Source organism: Sphingopyxis sp. H050 (assembly GCF_001468265.1).
In the GTDB taxonomy this organism is placed as follows: Bacteria; Pseudomonadota; Alphaproteobacteria; order Sphingomonadales; family Sphingomonadaceae; genus Sphingopyxis.
This window is the reverse complement of record NZ_LNRZ01000006.1, coordinates 243,446-260,677: the sequence shown is the minus strand read 5'-3', so window position 1 is coordinate 260,677 and position 17,232 is coordinate 243,446. Positions and strand designations below refer to the sequence as shown.

The window sequence follows — 17,232 nt, the reverse complement described above, 5'->3', positions numbered from 1 at the left end:
AGCGTCAAGCGGCGCGATGCAGCCGGTTCGCGCCATTCCCGTTCGGCTGGTCGAGCCAGAGCCCGCGCGTATCGTAGACGATCTTGTCGCCGCGCTCTTCGAGCGGGATTGACTTGAAGAGATCATGGTCGACGAGGACGATGAGCAGGTCGCAACTGGCGAGCGCGCTGTCGAGGTCGATCAGTTCCGCGCCGGTGCCCGCAAACTCCATCGGCAAGCCGCGCGCGTAGGGCTCGACGATCTGGATCTGTTTGCCGAAACGGCGGGCGAGCGCGGCGGCGACCTCGACCGCGGGGCTTTCGCGGAAATCGTCGATATTGGGCTTGAAGGCGAGGCCGAGGCAGGCGACGCGCGCCTGCGGATGCTGCGCGACGAGCATCTCGGCGGCGCCGATGACATGCGCGGTCTTGGCGAGATTGACCTCGCGCGCGGTGCGGATCAGGCGGCTGTGGTCGGGGGCGCCGTGGACGAGGAACCAGGGGTCGACCGCGATGCAATGGCCGCCGACGCCGGGGCCGGGCTGGAGGATGTTGACGCGCGGGTGGCGGTTGGCGAGGCGGATCACCTCCCACACATCGACGCCCATATGCTCGGCCATCATCGACAGCTCGTTGGCGAAGGCGATGTTGACGTCGCGGTAGCTGTTTTCGACCAGCTTCACCATTTCGGCGGCGCGCGCCGAGGTGGTGACGCAGGCGCCGCGGACGAACTGACGGTAGAAGGTCATCGCGCGGCGGGCGCAGCGCGGGGTGATGCCGCCGATGCAGCGGTCGTTGTCGACCAGCTCGACGAGGATGCGGCCGGGCAGCACGCGCTCGGGGCAGTAGGCGACGAAGATGTCGGCCGCGCCGGAGCAGGCGCCGGGAACCTTGAGGTCGGGGCGCAGCCCGGCGAGCAGCGCGGCGACCTTTTCGGTCGTGCCGACGGGCGATGTGGATTCGAGGATGACGAGATTGCCGGGCTGAAGCTTCGGCGCGATCGCGCGTGCGGCGGAGAGGACATAGGCGATGTCGGGGCGGTGCTCGTCGTCATGCGGGGTCGGCACGGCGATGACGAAGACGTCGGCCGGGGCGACCTCGGTCGAGGCGACAAGCGCGCCGCGCGCGACGACGCCCTGGACAAGGCCGTCGAGATCGACCTCTTCGATGTGCACCTTGCCGTTGTTGACGGTGTCGACGACGTGCTGGCTGACGTCGACGCCGGTCACCTTGCTGCCCGAACGCGCGATCAGCGCGGCGGTCGGCAGGCCGATATAGCCGAGGCCGAGGACGGTGACTTGCTGTTCGCTATCGATGGGCACGCGCTACGATCTCCGCAATTCTGGTCGCTGCCTTGCCGTCGCCGAAGGGATTATGGGCGCGGGCCATGGCGTTATAGGCGGCATCATCGTCCAAAAGGCTGAAAATTTCAGAAACGATGCGATTCTTGTCGGTGCCGACGAGCCGCGCGGTGCCCGCCTCGATCCCTTCGGGGCGCTCGGTCGTCTCGCGCATCACGAGCACCGGCTTGCCGAGCGACGGCGCCTCTTCCTGTACCCCGCCGCTGTCGGTGAGGACGAGGGTCGCGGCGCCGAGCAGGCGGACGAAGTGCGGATAGTCGAGCGGGTCGATCAGCGCGACATTGGCGAGGCCGCCCAAGATCGGCTCCATCGCGCTGCGGACATGCGGGTTCGGGTGGACCGGAAAGACGACCGCGACGTCGGGGCGCGCCGCGATCCCGGCGATGGCGTCGGCGATCGCCTTCATGCCCTCGCCGAAATTCTCGCGCCGGTGCGAGGTGACCGCGATGATCCGCTTGCCGGCGAAACGGGCCAGCAGCGGATCGAGGCCGGCGGCGAGCGATGGTTCCTCGTCGATGCGCGCCTTGGTTGCGAGCAGCGCGTCGATCACCGTGTTGCCGGTGATGTGAATCCGGTCCGCGGGGACATTTTCGGCGCGCAGCGCCGCCGCGGCGGTCTCGGTGGGCGCGAAATGCAGATCGGCGACCGCACCGGCGACCTTGCGGTTCACCTCCTCGGGGCAACCCGAGGTCACCGGTGGGCCGCTAGCAGAGGCGATCCATGTCCGCAACCATCCTTGCGCGCCCGGACGCGGCGACAGGATTCTGCAGGATCCGCCTCGTGCGGCGATCATTCAGGGCTGAAGGGCTGCCAGCAGTTCTTTGGCGAGGGGGGCGGCGGAGGCCGGATTCTGGCCGGTGATGAGACGCCCATCGACGACCACGTGCGGTTCCCAGTTGGTGGTTGACGAATAGTCGGCACCCTCGGCCCGCAAGGCCTCCTCGAGCTCGTAAGGCACATCCTCGCGGGCATAGTCATACTCTTCCTTGGTCGAAAAGCCGGTGACCTTTCGGCCGCTCACGAAGGGTTTGCCGTCACCCAGATCGACGCCCAGCAGCGAACAGGGGCCGTGACAGACCGCGGTGACCAGCTTGTTCGTCGTCCAGGCGCGCACGATGGCTTTCTGGACATCGGCGTTGCGCTGAATGTCCACCATGGGACCCAACCCGCCGGGGATCAGGATCGCGTCATAATCGGCCGCATCGACGTCCGAAAGTTTGCGACTGCGGTTGAGCCGGCGGAATGCCTTGCTCTCGAAGAATTGCTTTTGCGCGCTATCGCTCTCGTCATAGGCGTCAAAGGGGGTCCACCCGCCCGCTGGAGAGGCGAACTCGACCGCGATCCCCGCCTCGTCGAGCACCTCGAACGGATGCGCGACCTCGGCGAAAAAGAAGCCGGTCTTCCGATTGTGCGGGCCGATAACGGCGGCGTTGGTGACGATGAACAGAACATGTTGGGTCACGGCCTTCTCCTCGCGCGTCGGATCCGGCTGACGCAGGGCTGAGGGTTCCACGCGGCGCCCATCCGGTTTTCAGGATGGAAGAATATGGGACAAGCGCCTGGTGTGGGGGTTAAGGCCGGTAAAGCCCGGCGCAATGCGGTTCCTGCGGCGTCACGCCGCGTCCCGGCCTATTGCACCTCGCGCGGGCCGACGATCCGGTTGTTGCCGGAGAGTGAGCCAAGCGCGAGCCATATGTTCCGCGACCTTATACCCGAACTCGCGCCGCATTTTCATGTCGCGGTGCCGGACTATCCGGCTCGACACCGGCCATTTCGCGCTCGAAACGCATGTGGCCGATATCGGCGCTGCAATAGGTCGTTTCCCCGAGCGCCATTTTCCCCGATTGGCTGAGCCGGATAAATTGCCTGCGCGGCGTCAACGACGACTGGACGCGGGCCTTTGCTCTTCACCCCGTTTAACCTCCGGCCTGCGCGGACTCGATTAGAACATGCCTTCGTTCGGAATGGGGATTTGCATGGCCCCTGCTCCGACAATGCAAATCAAATGGACGAAATGCGCCGGTCGATGCCGGTGCAGGACCGCGGGCGCCGACGCTCTGACCCCGCAAGCGGCGCCAGCGGTCCCACCGGATATCGGAAGGAGTTGGAAGATGCGTCGACTCTTGCGAACCGCCGTCTTCGGCGCGGCGCTCTGTCTGCCCCAAGTTGCCCTCGCGGTCTGCCCGCCGGTTGAAAAAACGACCGCGCGGCCGGTGCCCGTCATCCACTACCGGACGGCAGAGATCGATGGCGTCAAGGTTTTCTACCGCGAAGCCGGTCCTCCGGATGCCCCGGTGGTTCTGCTGCTCCACGGCTTTCCGACTCGTCGCATATGTTCCGCAATCTCATCCCGCTGCTTGCCGATCGCTATCGGGTGATCGCGCCGGACTACCCCGGTTTCGGCCAGAGCGACGCGCCCGATCACACCCGTTTCGACTATAGTTTCGCGCATCTTGCCGACATCGTCGACCAGCTGACCGACCGGCTGGGTGCGAAGCGGTACAGCATGTATGTCATGGATTATGGCGCGCCGGTCGGATACCGGCTGGCGATCAAACATCCGGAGCGCGTCGAGACGCTGATCGTCCAGAATGGCAATGCCTATGTCGAGGGTCTGGGCGCCTTCTGGGATCCGATCAAGGCCTATTGGGCCGAGGATACACCGGCGCGGCGCGAGGCGCTGGCGGGGCTCGTGACGCTGGAGACGACGAAGTTCCAATATACCGACGGCATGGGCGATGTTGCCCGGATCAGCCCCGACAATTGGGTCATCGACCAGGCGCTGCTCGATCGCCCGGGCAACAAGGATATCCAGCTCGACCTTTTTCACGATTACGGCTCCAACGTGCCGCTCTATCCGCAATTCCAGGCCTTCTTTCGCGAGCGCAAGCCGCCGACGCTGATCGTCTGGGGCAAGAACGACAAGATTTTCCCCGAGGCCGGGGCGCACCCCTATCTTCGCGACCTCCCCGAGGCGGAGATGCACATCCTCGATACTGGCCATTTCGCGCTGGAAGACAGGCTCAGCGAAATGGCGCCGCTGATCCGCAGCTTTCTCGACCGCAATCTCTGCCGCTGATTGTTCACCGGGCTTCGACGCTCAATCCTGAAAGGATATCCGCATGGCCGGCTTCACCTCGCTTCTGATTGCTGCGGCGGTCGCGGTAACGCCTGCGCCCGCGCCCACCGACAAGCCGGTCTCGATCGTGCTCGTGCATGGTGCGTTCGTCGATGGCTCGGGATGGCAGGGGGTTCACGACCTTCTGATCGCGCGCGGTTACGAAGTGCTGGTCGTCCAGAACCCGACCATCACGCTCGCCGGTGACGTGGCCGCCACCGAGCAGGTCATCGCGATGGCAAAAAAGCCGGTCGTTCTCGTCGGCCACAGCTATGGCGGCGCGGTCGTCACCGCGGCGGGGACCAACCCGAAAGTGAAGTCGATCGTCTATATCGCAGCCTTTGCCCCCGATACCGGCGAGTCCGTCGCGGCGCTCAACGACGCGCCGGTGGCCGAGGGAGAGGTCAAGGCGCCGCTGCTGCCGCCGCAGGACGGTTTCCTGATCGTCGATCCCGCAAAATTCGCCGCCGCCTTTGCACCTGACGTCGATCCCGCGACGACTCGGTTCATGGCGGTGGCGCAAGTCCCCTGGGGTTTGGGGGCCGTGACCGCCAAGGCCGACCGGATCGGCTGGAAACTCAAACCAAGCTATTTCATGATCACGACGAAGGACCGGATGGTGCTGCCGAGCGGCCAGCGCAGGATGGCCAAGCGTGCGGGAGCGCAGGTGGTCGAGATCGAGAGCAGCCATGCGGTGATGCTCGCGCATCCCGCCGAAGTGGCGGCCTTCATCGAAAAGGCCGCCGACGCGAAATAGGAATGGCTTGGTCGGGCTCGCCATCAGGCAACGCTCTTTACCTCCTTTAACCGGCGCTCACCGGGCCGCATGATAGTCCATGTAGCCGGGCGGTCGGCCGATTCCCGGATTAACAGGCGAGGCGCGCCCGCTTCTGTGCTAATCTACTCCGGTGCTGCCGAACGGCAGGCCACGACGGGTGGGAGCGTCTTGCCGGCCATGTTGTCCGCCGAATCCGACCACGACATCATTTTCGGCCCGTTCCGGCTCGATGCCGTGCATCGGAAAATATTCTGCGGCACCGACGAGATGCGTCTTGGCGATCGCGCCATGGACGTCCTTCTGGCCCTTGCGCGCCACAAGGGCGAGATTGTCAGCAAGGAGCGGCTGTTCGCAGCGGCATGGCCTGACATATTCGTGCAGGATGCAAACCTCAAGGTCACCATATCCTATCTGCGCCGCGCCTTTCGCGCCCGGGCGCCCGCGGCCGATTATATCAAGAATGTCATCGGCCGGGGCTATTGGCTCGACGTCGATGCGCCTTGCGATCCCGGTCATGTCGAAGCGCTCCGGGCCAATGCAGCACCGATCCCCGATCTGCCCGATATCGTTGGGCGCAGTTCGGAAATTGCCGAAATAGAGCGGGCGCTCGCCGAGCACCGACTTGTATCGGTCGTCGGTGCGGGCGGCATAGGCAAGACGACCGTTGCGCGGGCTGCCGCGCGCCACGTTCATATGGCGAACGGTATCGCGGTAACGTTCGTGGATTTCTCGCGGATCACCAGCGACGATTATGTCGCCTCGTCGCTTGCCTCCGCACTGGGCATCAGTAGCGGGCAGGACAGCCTTCAGGCGATCGCGTCGATCCTGGCGCGGGAGAGGATGCTGCTGGTATTCGACACATGCGAGCATGTCTTGAGCGCCGTCATTCACATCTGCGACGTCATTCTGGCGAAGACGCGAAATATTCGCATTCTTGCGACAAGCCGCCAGCTGCTCCGGGCGCGGGGTGAGAAAGTGATATGGCTGGGTCCGCTTGCCATGCCGGCGCCGGACGAACGCGCCGATGCAAGGGAGATGCTGCGCTTTCCCGCGCTGCGGTTGCTGGCGCTGCGGGCAGCCGAAAGCGGTTATCTGGCGAATGAGGAGGACGCGCCGGCAATGGCCGAGATATGCCGGCGCCTGGACGGATTGCCGCTGGCCATCGAACTGGTGGCGCCGCGACTGGCCGCGAGCGGGCCGGCCGCGGTGATCGAAGCGCTCGCGTCGCTCCTCCTCGTGCTGAAAGGCAACAGGGGTCAGGGGCCCCAGCGGCAGCAAAGTCTCCCGTTAACGCTCCAATGGAGTTACTCGCTCCTCACGGCCGAAGAGCGAGCCGTTCTCCGTGCCGTTTCGGTTTTTGCGGGTTCGTTCAATGTTGGCGCCGCCGTTCGGGTTGCAACCCGCGAAGGGATCGCCCCGGTCGATATCGTCGACGCGATGAGCGGCCTGCGCGCCAAATCGATGGTGAGCCTTCAGCATCGTGGCGGTGAACTGAGCTACCGGCTGCTCGATAGCACGCGGGCTTTCGCGCGCGAATTGCTCGACAACGCGGGCGAGGCGGCCGCAACATGCGAACGCCACGCGCGGCTGTGCCTTGAACAGATCAAGGCGCTTTCCTCGGCGTGGAACGGGCGGCCCGCCGAAGATCGGCATGCTGCGGCAGCGGGTGTCGTCGACGAGTTGCGTAGCGCCGTCGACTGGTCGCTGGCCCGCTCGGGAAACCCGGCCGTCGGGATTGAGCTTGTTGCAGCGGGCTTGCCGCTCTGGCACGAATTCTCGCTCAGCGAAGAGGTGCGCCAAAATTGCGAGCGGGCGCTTTCCGAATTCGAACGGATCGGGAGCAGCGACTTTCGGCTGAAGTTGCAATTGCTCGCCGGGCTCGCGCGTGTGAGCACCTATCTTTCGCCAGACAGCGATCAGGCGACGGCCTTGTTCCGGACCGCCGCAGCCGTGGCGCGGCAGATCGGCGACGCCGCCGCGGAGTGCCGGATCCTGGGCGCCCTCGCCACGTTCGAGCTTCTGCCCGGCCGGGGCGGTTCGGTTGCCGAGACGCTTGACGAGATGCGCGGTGTCGCTTCATCGACGGGTGATCGCACCGCGCTTTGGGAAGAGCAGCAACTGCGCACGCAATGGGAAATTCGCATTTGCGAATTCGGAGCGGCCCTTGCCCGTGCGGAGGCGCTTTTCGCCGAGATTCAGGACGATGTGGAAGAAAAGGCACCGCGCTTTCAAATCCACCAAAAGATGAACATCGAGGTCCAGCTGGCGGCGCTCAACTGGCTCAAGGGTCGGCCGGGAGAGGCGGTGCGGATTGCCCGAATTGCCGCGCGCGACGCCGAATTGGCCGATCATGGAATGACGCTCATACACTGCCTCGCGCAAGGCATCGTCTGGACGCTGTTTCAATGCGGCGACTATGCGGGCGTGCGCCCCTATGTCGACAAGCTGCGGAGCGCGATCTACCGGCACGGCATCGCAGCCTGGCTGCCCGTCGCCGACTGTTATGATGCGACGATCGCTGCCATGGCCGGAGAGCGTCCGGATCCGCAGAAGTTGCGGGACGTCTATCTTACCCTCCGCTACGGCATGGTGCAGTTTCGGCACGATGCCCGCTTTGCCATGTGTGCGGAGGCAATGCTCGCCAACGGACAGCCGGCCGATGCGGCGCGCGTCGTCGCGGATATATTCCAAATCAGTGCCGACCCGTGGGGGAAGCCCGAGTTTCTTCGCATACGGGCGGCGGCCGAACGCGCCCAAGGGCGCGACGGGACCGCCCGTACGACGCTGGAGGAAGCGCTCCGCCTCGCCCGAAAGATCGGCTGTCTGCCATGGGAGCTACGCGCTGCCCACGACCTTGCCCGGCTGCTGTGCGATCGCGACGAACTGTCCGCTGCGAAGCGCCTTCTTGGACGGGTTTGCGAACGGTTCGGCGACGGGTTCGAAACGTCGGATACAGCCAAGGCAAGGCTATTGCTCGCCGCATTATCCTAAACAGCCAAAGGCCCGCGGAAAGCGGGCGGTCAGCGCGTCTAAGCGCGTACCCAGCCGGGCGCTGCGGCGATCAGGCCGGCCAGGAACGCCGCGGCCGATTTGCGGTACGCCTGCTGCTTGTCCGGACCCATGCGGTCCCAGTTCGCGTACATGTTCGCCATCCGCCGATTGCTGCGAAACCGATCCTCGTGCCGGGCAAGGAAATCCCAGTAGAGCGCGTTGAAGGGGCAGGCTTGGGGGCCCGTCTTCGCCTTCACATCATAGGAGCAGTGTCCGCAGTAGTTGGACATGCGGTTGATATAGGCGCCGCCGCCGGCATAGGGCTTCGTGCCGAGCCGGCCGCCGTCGGCGTACTGGCTCATTCCCAGGACGTTCGGCAGTTCGACCCACTCGAAGGCATCGGCATAGACGGTCAGGAACCAGTCGCCGACGTCCTGCGGCCGCACGCCCGCCAGCATGGCGAAATTGCCGAGCACCATCAGGCGCTGGATATGATGCGCATAGGCGTTGTCGCGGGTGTTGCGGACGGCCTCGGCGAGGCAAAACATGTCGGTCTCGCCGGTCCAGAAGAATTCGGGCAGCGGGCGTTCGGCGCCGAGCGCGTTGGCATCGGCGACGCCCGGCATCTCCAGCCAATAATAGCCGCGCACATATTCGCGCCAGCCGATCAGCTGGCGAACAAAGCCCTCGGCGGCGTTCAGCGGCGCCTTTCCGGCCTCATAGGCCGCGGCGACGGCCGCCGTCGCTTCGCCCGCGGTGAGCAAGCCGATGTTCAGGGCCGGGCTCAGCCAGCTATGGAACAGCAGATCCTCGCCCGCCACCATCGCATCCTGAAACGTCCCGAAATGCGGGAGCGCCTGGTCGATGAAATGGGCGAGCGCCTGCTGGGCCTGCCGCGCGGTGACGGGCAGCGCGAAGGTCGCCGTATTGCCGAAATGGTCCGGGAACCGGTCCTCGACGAGCGCGATGACCTCCTGCGTCACAGCGTCGGGCGCAAAGCGCAGCGGGGCCGGATAGGTCTGGCCCTTCTTCGGCGGCGCGCGATTCTGGTCGTCGAGGTTCCATTGGCCGCCGACCGGCGCGCCGTCCGGGGTCATCAGCAGGCCGGTCTTGCGGCGCATGTCGCGATAGAAATATTCCATCACCAGCGTGCTGCGCTGCCCCGCCCATCGCCTGAATTCGGAGATCGAGCACAGGAAGCGATCGTCTTCGAGGATGTCCATCGACCCGTCGAAGCGCGCGCGCCATGCATCGATCGCCTGGCGTACCCGCCATTCGCCGGGCTCGACCATCGCGATCGCATGGGGGCGGTGCCTGGCGACGGCGCGCGTCAGTTCGCCGGCGAAGCTGCCGCTGTTATCCGCGTCGTCGAGGCGGATGTAATCGACGGTCCAGCCGGCCGCGGCAAGCTCGGCGGCGAAATGGCGCATCGCGGCGAGAATGAATATGATCTTCTGTTTGTGATGGCGGACATATCGCGCCTCGTCCGCGACCTCCATCATCAGCACGACCGTATCCGACCGCGATCGGTTCCTTAGCGATGCGATGGCATGCGACAGCTGGTCGCCAAGGATCGGCACGAGGACCGTCACCGCGGCGCTGCGCTGCTGCGTCGCGACGGACAAGCGGGCGTGCCGAGGTCGATCAGACGGGTTCCGATTCTTGTCACGGATCGCGGGGCATCGGAGGGCAAGAAGGGCAACAAGGTCATGTGGTCGGTTTGCATGCTGCAATTGCGCGCCGCCCCTGTCAGCCTGTCCGAAGGGGCAGATCGGCGGCGCGGCGCTGCGCGGGCGCGCGCCCTGGCCGCGTGGCATGCCATGCGGGACTGAAAGCGATCATGTACCCCGACGTGCCGGGCCCTCGGGTCGCCGTGACGGCCCGTCAGAAGGGCATGACGCTCCCGTCCCAGGCGAAGAAGCCGCCGCTATCATCGGGGCCAAGCCGATCGGCAACGTCGAGAAGGTGCCGCGCGCTTTGGCTCGCTGTAAACAGCTGCCCGGCCCGGACGCCGCGCTGAAAGGGCTTCGAGAGGCCGGTATCGACCGTCCCCGGATGCAGCGCCGCCACCACCGACTGGCCGTTGCGGGCGCGCGCTTCGATCGCGAAGCCGCGCACCAGCGCGTTGAGCGCGGCCTTGGAGGCACGGTAACTGTGCCAGCCGCCGAGGCGATTGTCGGCAATCGAACCGACGCGCGCCGAGAGGAAGACCGCGACGGCGCGGCGGTCGCGCGCGAGCAGCGGCAGAAAATAGCGCGCGACGAGCGCCGGGCCGATCGTGTTGATCGAGAAGACCGTCTCCATCGCATCGCGCTCGATCTGCTTCAGGCTCCGTTCCGGCCGGATGTCGGGTTCGCGGTGCAGCACCCCGGTCGCGACGACCAGAAGATCCAGCGGGCCAGCTGCCGCGATGTCGGCCGCGGCGGTCTCGATCGAGGCCGTATCGCAAAGGTCGATGGCGAAGGGGCGGAATCCGGGACCTGCGACCGTTCGCGGCGAGCGCATGCCGGCGTGGATGCGGCCATAGCCTCGCGCGGGAAGCAGCGCGGCAAGCGCCGAACCGATCCCGCCCGACGCGCCGATGATGCAGGCCGACTTATCCGTCATCGCTCCATTCCAACCGGAATCCAAACTGGATCATGGCCGCAGCATGAGCGAGGGCGGCCATCGCCGCCAGCTGGCCCTTAGGTCATGTCAGAAGCCTGCCTCGACGGCGAGGCGGATGGCGTCGGCGGTCGTGGCGATACCGAGCGAGTTCAGGAGCGCCGCCCGGTGCATTTTGACCGTTCGCTCCGAAAGCCCGAGGCGATAGCCGATCTGCTTGTTGAGACTGCCCTCGGCCATCAGCAGCAGCACTTCGCGCTGCCGCGGCGAGAGGGCTTCGATGCGGCGGCGCGCTTCGGCGCGGCGCCGGTCGAGCATCGCCCGATCGTCACCGACCTGCATTTGGGATCCCAGGAAATATTCCAGTCCCCCATCGCTGCCGAAGATCGGGGCGACCAGAACGGCGTTGCGAAAAGGGGTGCCGTCCTTTTTGTAATTCAGGATCTCGACCAGCGCCGGACGCCTCTCGCGGATCGCGCTGCGCAGTTCGTCGCTGAGTTCGGTCTCGGTGTCGGGTCCGGTGAGGAAGCGGCAATTCTGGCCGACGATTTCATCTGCCGCATAGCCTGTCAGATCGACGAACGCGTCATTGCACTCGACGATCGGATTATCGGCCAGGCGTGGATTGCTGATGACCGCCGCGATCGGACTTGCCGCGATCATGGCCTTTAAAGACATTTGATTTCCAACCCTTCGCAACGCCCGGGACGCGACCTGCCCCAAGGGACATGTTGCGACAGCCGGGACCCTTCGTGCAAGCGGGTAAGTGGCGGTCCACCTCCCTCAACTCTCCTCCGGACCGCCAAAGCTTCACCAAAAGAGGCGCGGACCATGCTCTATGTACCCCCTTCGATCGAAGCCCGGAACGACGGTGAGATACCGGCCGAAGTGCTTGCGTCGGTGGCAACGCTGCTGCGCTGGGTCGGCGAGGACCCGGAGCGCGAAGGCCTGGTCGATACGCCAAGGCGTGTCGCGCGCGCATGGCGGGAGTATTGCCTGGGCTATGACGAGGATCCGGCGATCCACCTCGCGCGCACCTTCGAAGAGGTCGGGGGCTATGACGAGGTCGTGCTGCTTCGCGACATCCCGTTTCAATCGCATTGCGAGCATCATATGGCGCCGATCACCGGCAAGGCGTCGATCGCCTATTTGCCAAAGGACCGCGTCGTGGGCATCTCCAAGCTCGCGCGCGTCCTCAACGGCTACGCCCGGCGTCTCCAGGTGCAGGAGCGCCTGACGGCCGAGGTCGCCCAATGCATCTGGGACAATCTCCAACCCCATGGCGTCGCGGTGGTCATCGACGCGCAGCACGGCTGCATGACCGGCCGCGGCGTGCGCAGTCACGGCGTGGGCATGGTCACGAGCCGGCTGCTCGGCTGCTTTCTGAACGACCAGCGCAGCCGCAAGGAAGTGCTGTCGCTGATGGGCTATTGATGCGCACGGCGATCATCGGGGCCGGTATTGCAGGGCTGGCCTGCGCGAACCGGCTTGTGGCGGCCGGTCATGACGTCGTGCTGTTCGACAAGGCGCGGGGGACGGGGGGCAGGCTCTCGACCCGGCGGGTCGCCACGGCGCGCGGCGAGATCGCGTTCGACCATGGCGCCACGCATTTCACGGTTCGCTCGCCGGAATTCCGGGCGCTGGCGCGCGAATGGATGCAGGGGGGACATGCCGCGCCCTGGCCGGTCGCTGGCCTCGACGCCTGGGTGGGCGTTCCGACGATGAACGCGCCGGTGAAGGCGATGGCGGCGCATCACAAGATCCTCTGGTCGTCCCATATCAGTGCGATCGTCCGCGAGGACGGCGCGTGGTCGCTGTATCGCGCGAGCGAGCGGATCGGACCGTTCGACGCGGTGGTCGTCGCGATCCCCGCCGAACAGGCGGCGCCCCTCCTGTCGCTCCTCGACTTCGGGCTCGCGCGGGCGGCGATGGCGGTGCGCTCCTATCCCATCTGGACGGCGATGTTCGCTTTCGACCGGGGACTGAAGGGGCTTCCCGACTTTTTCAAGAGCCGCGGGCCGATCCTCTACGGGGTCAGGGGCAATGCGCGGCCGGGCCGCGCCCGCCATGAACATTGGATCGTTCAGGCGGACTGGACCTGGAGCGAGGCGCACATCGGCGCCGACGCCGCGACCATTTGCCGCGAGCTGCTCTCGGCGCTCGGCCAAGCCGGCGACATTGCGGTTCCCGAGCCTTTCTTTGCCGACGCTCATCGCTGGCTCTTCGCCCAGCCCTCGGGCAGCGACGCCGGTCACCTGTGGAACGCGGCGACCGGGCTTGGCGTCTGCGGCGACTGGCTTGCGCATGGCTATGTCGAGCACGCCTGGCGGAGCGGGCACGAGCTCGGCGCCACGATGACGCGCGGCGCGCGTTCCTCGTCGGCGTTGCCGCAGGACCTCGCGCGGGCCGACGGCGATGCCGACGGCCCGCTGCCGTCCATCCAGAGCGGCAGCCTGAGGTAAGGCCGATGTCGAGCGAGCCAAGCCAAGCGGTCGCCGCAGCAGACGACAGAAATCGGGCGAGAAATCGCCTCGCCGATGCGATCGAGGCCGCGGCGCGCAGGGACAGGAAGGCGTTCCGGGACGTCTATCGTCTGACCGCCGCGAAGCTTTTCGGGGTCTGCCTTCGTATCTGCGGCGACAGGGCGCGTGCGGAGGACATATTGCAGTCGGCCTATATCAAGATCTGGGAAAAAGCGGGCAGTTTCGACCGCAACCGGGCGAGTCCGATCAGCTGGCTGACCGCCATCGCGCGCAACTGCGCGATCGATGCCCATCGATCGTCCGATGGTCGCGCCAGGCTGCGTCTCGTTCCGATCGACAAGATGGTCCTGGCCGCGGCCGATAATGGTCCGTCTCCCGACGATCTGCTTGTCGTCGCCGAAGAGGACGCGCGCCTTGCGGCCTGTCTCGCGGGCCTCGAGCCGCGATCCGCCGCTTTCATCCGCGCCGCCTATTTCGAGGGCCTGACCTATGCCGAGCTTGCGGCGCGCGAGGCGCTGCCCCTCGGGACGATGAAAAGCATCATTCGCCGCGCGCTCCTGCGGCTTCGCAGTTGTCTTGGCGATGCCTGACCCGAACGGCCAGAATGGGGAGGATGCGGTGCGGGCTGCGGAGCGCGCACTTCGCCTCGACGACGAGGATCGAACGGAGCCTCCCCGCGGCGGGGACGAGGCGCTGGCCGCCGAAATCGCGCGATGGGAGGTACGCTTCGCCGCCTTCGCCGCCCTGGCGCCCGATGTCCCGCCGCCGGCGCGGGTGTGGGACCGGATCGAAGCGGCGATCGATGCCGGGGACGCTGCGCCGCCGCAGCCGAACCGCCGCCGCCGGGCCTGGCTTGTCGGCGGCGTGATCGCGGCCGCGGCAGCCTGCCTCCTCCTGTTCGTCACGATCCCCGCGACCAGCCCCCGCACCGGTGTCGCCGTCGCAACGATTGCCGGCGCGGACACCCGCGTCCTTGCCCGATATGACCGCCGCACGGGCAGGATGCGGGTCGATGTCCAGGCTTTCGGCGCGGGGCGGGGCGTACCGGAGCTCTGGCTGTTGGCGCCCGGGCGCGAGCCGGTATCGCTCGGCCAGCTGCCATCCCGCGGGCCGGCCGAGATGGACATGCCGCGCCATCTTCGCCCGCTGATCGACGGCAGCGCGCGGCTTGCGATCACGCGCGAGGCGCCGTCCCCGACGCCGCATCGGGTTCCGAGCGGAGACCCGATCGCGCAGGGGAGAATAATTGCCGCCTGATGCATCCGCGCAAAGGCCTGTTTCGTAGCTACCCCGCTCCCCACCCCCCTTTCGGGAGCGATCATGAAAGGACACGTCTATGAAGCTCTCTCGGATCGGCCTCGGCGCGGCAGCCGCCGCCCTTGTGGCCACTGCTGGTATCGCGTCCGCCAAGAACCCCGACGTCGGCGGCGCCGCGATGTATGAAACCAAGACGATCGTCGAAAACGCTGCGGCGTCCAAGGATCACACCACGCTGGTCGCCGCGGTGAAGGCGGCCGGCCTGGTCGACACGCTTGCGGGCGCCGGCCCGTTCACCGTGTTCGCACCCACCAACGCCGCCTTTGCGAAGCTCCCGGCCGGCACCGTGGACACCCTTCTGAAGCCCGAGAACAAGGGGACGCTGACCGCGGTCCTGACCTATCATGTCGTGCCGGGCCGTCTTACCGCCGCCGATATCGCAGCGCAGGCGCAGGCCAATGGCGGCAAGGCCGTGCTGACGACGGTGCAGGGCGCAAAGCTGACGGTGTGGCAGAAGGACGGCGTCTGGTACGTCACCGATGCGAAGGGCGGTCAGGCCAGGATCGGCCCGGCCGACGTGCTGCAATCGAACGGCGTCATCCATGTCATCGACGGGGTCCTGCTCCCCGGCTGACGACAGGCCCGGCCCGGCCGGTGGCCGGGCCGGTAGCGCCCTTGCCCCCAGCGCGATGGAGTATCGCGGGCGAGATTCGCTGTCTTCCTTTCGGGTTCGGACCGGCTAGACATAGGGGCTGGCCGAGCAGGAGGAGGCGGACATGGCGCAAGGCATCGCGCGCATCGGGAAAGACCGGTATCGCACCGAAATCACCGTCAACGGCCGCGATCTGACCGCCGACGAACCGCCCGCGCTCGGCGGCCAGGGTGCGGGCTTCGCGCCTTATGATTTGCTGCTCGCCAGCCTCGGCGCCTGCACGGCGATCACGCTGCGCATGTACGCCGACCGCAAGGGCTGGCCGCTGGAATCGCTGGAGGTCGGTCTGCGCCTCCACGGCGCCGAGGAGCGCCGCATCGACCGCACGCTGACGATCGCCGGGCTCGACGACGAACAGCGGGCGCGAATGGCCGACATCGCGGAACGCACCCCGGTCACGCTGACGCTGAAAAACGGTCTGCCGATCGACACGCGCCTGACCTGATCCGGCACCCTGCGCAGGCATCGTTTACGCCACCTTTACCACTTCTGGTGCATGACATCCGCCGATGTTTGCGATTGGGGACAGGTAGATGGACAGCTTGCGCGGGCTGCTTGCGGGCAGCCACGATCAGGACGATGGCGCGATCGACGCGCCGCCCGCGGTCGGCGCCGATGAGCGGCGGATGCAGGTCCGGGCCTATAATTACTGGGCATCGTTGCTTCACGACCGCGCCTATCCGTCGGTCGAGGATGTCGATCTGGACGGCGCCGATTTCGGTCCGAACGCGGTGCTGCTCGACTTCACGCAGGGCATCGACAACCCCGGCATCTCCTACCTCGGCGAGCGTCTGCGCATCGAATCGCAGATCGACGACGAGGTTCACTATATCAAGGACATCCCGGGCCGCTCGCTGCTGTCGCGGCTGACCGACCATTATCTCCAGATCATCGCCAACCGCGCGCCGATCGGCTTCGAGGCCGAGTTCGTCAACGATCGCGGCGTGACGATCATGTACCGCGGCATCCTGCTGCCCTTCTCGTCCGACGACGACACGATCGATTTCATCATGGGCGTCATCAACTGGAAGGAAGCCGTTCCCGCCGACGAGGCGGCCGAACTGCAGCTTTCGGTCGAGCAGGCGCTGCGCAGCGCGGCGCCGCTGACCGCGCCGGTGCCGGTGTGGGCCGACGGCCCGGACTCGGAGCATCTCGACGAGGACGTCGCAGACGCGACCCCCGGCTTTGCGGCGCTCGCCGACGAGGCCGAGGATGAAATGCTGCTGACCGACGCGTTCGTCGAAGAGGCCGGGGAAGTCGAAGTCCCGGCCGTCGAGGCCGACGCCGAACTCGCCGACTGGCTCGCCGTAGCGCGCGAAACCGCCGAGCGCGCGATCGCCGCCGACAGCCGCAGCCGCAGCGCGCTGTATCAGGCGGTCGGCAAGGCGTGGGACTTCGCGCTCGCCGCCGACGCGCAGCCCGACGCCTTTGCCGAACTGCTGGAGGATGCGGGGCTGGCCGCGCAGGATCGCGCGCCGATGACGCCGGTCGTCAAGCTGGTCTTTGGCGCGAACTACGACAAGACGCGCCTTGCCGAATATGCCTGCGTCCTCGGTCACGCCAGGGAGGAAGGCATCGCGCGCGGCGAACTTGCCGCCTATCTCGATCGCTATCCGGGCGGGCTCAAGGGCCTCGTCAAGGATGCCCGCGCGCGCCGCAAGCCCGAGGGCGAAACTGCCGACAAGGGCGATGAAAAACTCGACGCGCTGCGCACCGCGCATCCGGCCGTGATCCTTGAACATGAGGCCGGCGACGCCGAGTTCGTCGTGCTGATCGCGCGCGCGATGCCCGGTGGTCATATCGGCATTGTCGCCAAGGCCGCCGACGATCCGGCGCTGGTCGCGAAGCTGGCGAAGAAAGCCATCCCGATCACCTATTGATCGCGCGCAACAGACAATCCGAAAATTGAAATTATTTTGCGCGAATGCGCGCGGGGTGTTGAACCGCGCG

The 17,232-nt window shown here is 66.4% G+C and carries 14 protein-coding genes and 2 pseudogenes; 10 read left to right on the top strand and 6 right to left on the bottom strand.

Translation table 11 applies throughout. The annotated features are described in order from the left end of the window. Positions 1 to 4 precede the first annotated feature (4 nt). The 3 genes and pseudogenes from wecC to ATE67_RS14190 all read right to left on the bottom strand — a co-directional run bounded on the left by wecC (position 5) and on the right by ATE67_RS14190 (position 2,801). Positions 5 to 1,300, bottom strand: a complete 1,296-nt coding sequence (wecC, locus tag ATE67_RS14200; protein ID WP_058817325.1) for a UDP-N-acetyl-D-mannosamine dehydrogenase — start codon at positions 1,298 to 1,300, stop codon at positions 5 to 7. Then, positions 1,287 to 2,018: pseudogene (wecB, locus tag ATE67_RS14195) on the bottom strand (non-hydrolyzing UDP-N-acetylglucosamine 2-epimerase); the annotation flags it as partial. The gene wecC and the pseudogene wecB, both read right to left, overlap by 14 nt. 114 nt (positions 2,019 to 2,132) lie before the next feature. Then, positions 2,133 to 2,801: a type 1 glutamine amidotransferase domain-containing protein gene (locus tag ATE67_RS14190; RefSeq protein WP_058817420.1), complete on the bottom strand. Its 669-nt coding sequence runs from the start codon at positions 2,799 to 2,801 to the stop codon at positions 2,133 to 2,135. Positions 2,802 to 3,450: 649 nt separating this feature from the next. Between ATE67_RS14190 and ATE67_RS14185 the strand changes: the two are divergent. The 3 genes and pseudogenes from ATE67_RS14185 (at position 3,451) to ATE67_RS14175 (ending at position 8,226) form a co-directional block, all read left to right on the top strand. Continuing rightward, a pseudogene (locus ATE67_RS14185) lies at positions 3,451 to 4,418 on the top strand (alpha/beta fold hydrolase). A gap of 43 nt (positions 4,419 to 4,461) precedes the next feature. After that, a complete protein-coding gene (locus tag ATE67_RS14180) occupies positions 4,462 to 5,214 on the top strand; it encodes an alpha/beta fold hydrolase (protein ID WP_058817324.1) in 753 nt (250 codons plus the stop codon). Between the two features lie 198 nt (positions 5,215 to 5,412). Next, the gene (locus tag ATE67_RS14175) at positions 5,413 to 8,226 is read left to right on the top strand and encodes a winged helix-turn-helix domain-containing protein (RefSeq protein ID WP_058817323.1); all 2,814 of its coding nucleotides are present in this window, start codon (positions 5,413 to 5,415) and stop codon (positions 8,224 to 8,226) included. A 38-nt stretch (positions 8,227 to 8,264) separates the two neighbouring features. Here the strand turns inward: ATE67_RS14175 and ATE67_RS14170 are convergent, their stop codons facing one another. The 3 genes from ATE67_RS14170 to ATE67_RS14160 all read right to left on the bottom strand — a co-directional run bounded on the left by ATE67_RS14170 (position 8,265) and on the right by ATE67_RS14160 (position 11,493). Then, positions 8,265 to 9,851, bottom strand: coding sequence for a cryptochrome/photolyase family protein (locus ATE67_RS14170; RefSeq protein ID WP_231728165.1), 1,587 nt, complete (start codon positions 9,849 to 9,851; stop codon positions 8,265 to 8,267). 259 nt (positions 9,852 to 10,110) lie between these two features. Continuing rightward, on the bottom strand, positions 10,111 to 10,833 hold the full coding sequence (locus ATE67_RS14165; protein ID WP_058817322.1) for an SDR family NAD(P)-dependent oxidoreductase: 723 nt from the start codon (positions 10,831 to 10,833) through the stop codon (positions 10,111 to 10,113). 87 nt (positions 10,834 to 10,920) lie between these two features. Beyond that, positions 10,921 to 11,493 (bottom strand): PAS domain-containing protein, encoded by a 573-nt coding sequence (locus ATE67_RS14160; RefSeq protein ID WP_082660381.1) that lies wholly within the window; start codon positions 11,491 to 11,493, stop codon positions 10,921 to 10,923. Between the two features lie 168 nt (positions 11,494 to 11,661). On the opposite strand from ATE67_RS14160, the gene folE reads away from it, so the two are divergent. From folE to ATE67_RS14125, 7 genes are all read left to right on the top strand, one after another. Then, positions 11,662 to 12,264 carry a GTP cyclohydrolase I FolE gene (gene folE / locus ATE67_RS14155; RefSeq protein ID WP_058817320.1) on the top strand — a complete coding sequence of 201 codons (603 nt, stop codon included), beginning with the start codon at positions 11,662 to 11,664 and terminating at the stop codon, positions 12,262 to 12,264. Beyond that, positions 12,264 to 13,292: an NAD(P)/FAD-dependent oxidoreductase gene (locus ATE67_RS14150; RefSeq protein WP_231728164.1), complete on the top strand. Its 1,029-nt coding sequence runs from the start codon at positions 12,264 to 12,266 to the stop codon at positions 13,290 to 13,292. The genes folE and ATE67_RS14150 overlap by 1 nt, the downstream gene beginning before the upstream one ends. A gap of 5 nt (positions 13,293 to 13,297) precedes the next feature. After that, positions 13,298 to 13,903: a sigma-70 family RNA polymerase sigma factor gene (locus tag ATE67_RS14145; RefSeq protein ID WP_058817319.1), complete on the top strand. Its 606-nt coding sequence runs from the start codon at positions 13,298 to 13,300 to the stop codon at positions 13,901 to 13,903. After that, positions 13,896 to 14,570, top strand: a complete 675-nt coding sequence (locus ATE67_RS14140) for an anti-sigma factor (protein ID WP_058817318.1) — start codon at positions 13,896 to 13,898, stop codon at positions 14,568 to 14,570. The genes ATE67_RS14145 and ATE67_RS14140 overlap by 8 nt, the downstream gene beginning before the upstream one ends. Positions 14,571 to 14,649: 79 nt before the next feature. After that, the gene (locus tag ATE67_RS14135) at positions 14,650 to 15,204 is read left to right on the top strand and encodes a fasciclin domain-containing protein (RefSeq protein WP_058817317.1); all 555 of its coding nucleotides are present in this window, start codon (positions 14,650 to 14,652) and stop codon (positions 15,202 to 15,204) included. A gap of 142 nt (positions 15,205 to 15,346) precedes the next feature. Next, entirely contained in the window at positions 15,347 to 15,727 is a 381-nt protein-coding gene (locus ATE67_RS14130; protein ID WP_058817316.1) for an OsmC family protein, read from the top strand. Positions 15,728 to 15,815: 88 nt separating this feature from the next. Then, positions 15,816 to 17,162 carry a hypothetical protein gene (locus ATE67_RS14125; RefSeq protein ID WP_058817315.1) on the top strand — a complete coding sequence of 449 codons (1,347 nt, stop codon included), beginning with the start codon at positions 15,816 to 15,818 and terminating at the stop codon, positions 17,160 to 17,162. Positions 17,163 to 17,232: the final 70 nt, after the last annotated feature.

What these genes read in the sequence shown, in the direction of transcription:
- ATE67_RS14165 (WP_058817322.1), bottom strand. Translation starts at nt 10,833, where the DNA reads ATGACGGATAAGTCGGCCTGCATCATCGGCGCGTCGGGCGGGATCGGT.
- ATE67_RS14130 (WP_058817316.1), top strand. Translation starts at nt 15,347, where the DNA reads ATGGCGCAAGGCATCGCGCGCATCGGGAAAGACCGGTATCGCACCGAA.
- ATE67_RS14180 (WP_058817324.1), top strand. Translation starts at nt 4,462, where the DNA reads ATGGCCGGCTTCACCTCGCTTCTGATTGCTGCGGCGGTCGCGGTAACG.
- ATE67_RS14125 (WP_058817315.1), top strand. Translation starts at nt 15,816, where the DNA reads ATGGACAGCTTGCGCGGGCTGCTTGCGGGCAGCCACGATCAGGACGAT.
- ATE67_RS14150 (WP_231728164.1), top strand. Translation starts at nt 12,264, where the DNA reads ATGCGCACGGCGATCATCGGGGCCGGTATTGCAGGGCTGGCCTGCGCG.
- ATE67_RS14140 (WP_058817318.1), top strand. Translation starts at nt 13,896, where the DNA reads ATGCCTGACCCGAACGGCCAGAATGGGGAGGATGCGGTGCGGGCTGCG.
- ATE67_RS14175 (WP_058817323.1), top strand. Translation starts at nt 5,413, where the DNA reads ATGTTGTCCGCCGAATCCGACCACGACATCATTTTCGGCCCGTTCCGG.
- ATE67_RS14160 (WP_082660381.1), bottom strand. Translation starts at nt 11,493, where the DNA reads ATGATCGCGGCAAGTCCGATCGCGGCGGTCATCAGCAATCCACGCCTG.
- folE (WP_058817320.1), top strand. Translation starts at nt 11,662, where the DNA reads ATGCTCTATGTACCCCCTTCGATCGAAGCCCGGAACGACGGTGAGATA.
- ATE67_RS14135 (WP_058817317.1), top strand. Translation starts at nt 14,650, where the DNA reads ATGAAGCTCTCTCGGATCGGCCTCGGCGCGGCAGCCGCCGCCCTTGTG.
- ATE67_RS14145 (WP_058817319.1), top strand. Translation starts at nt 13,298, where the DNA reads ATGTCGAGCGAGCCAAGCCAAGCGGTCGCCGCAGCAGACGACAGAAAT.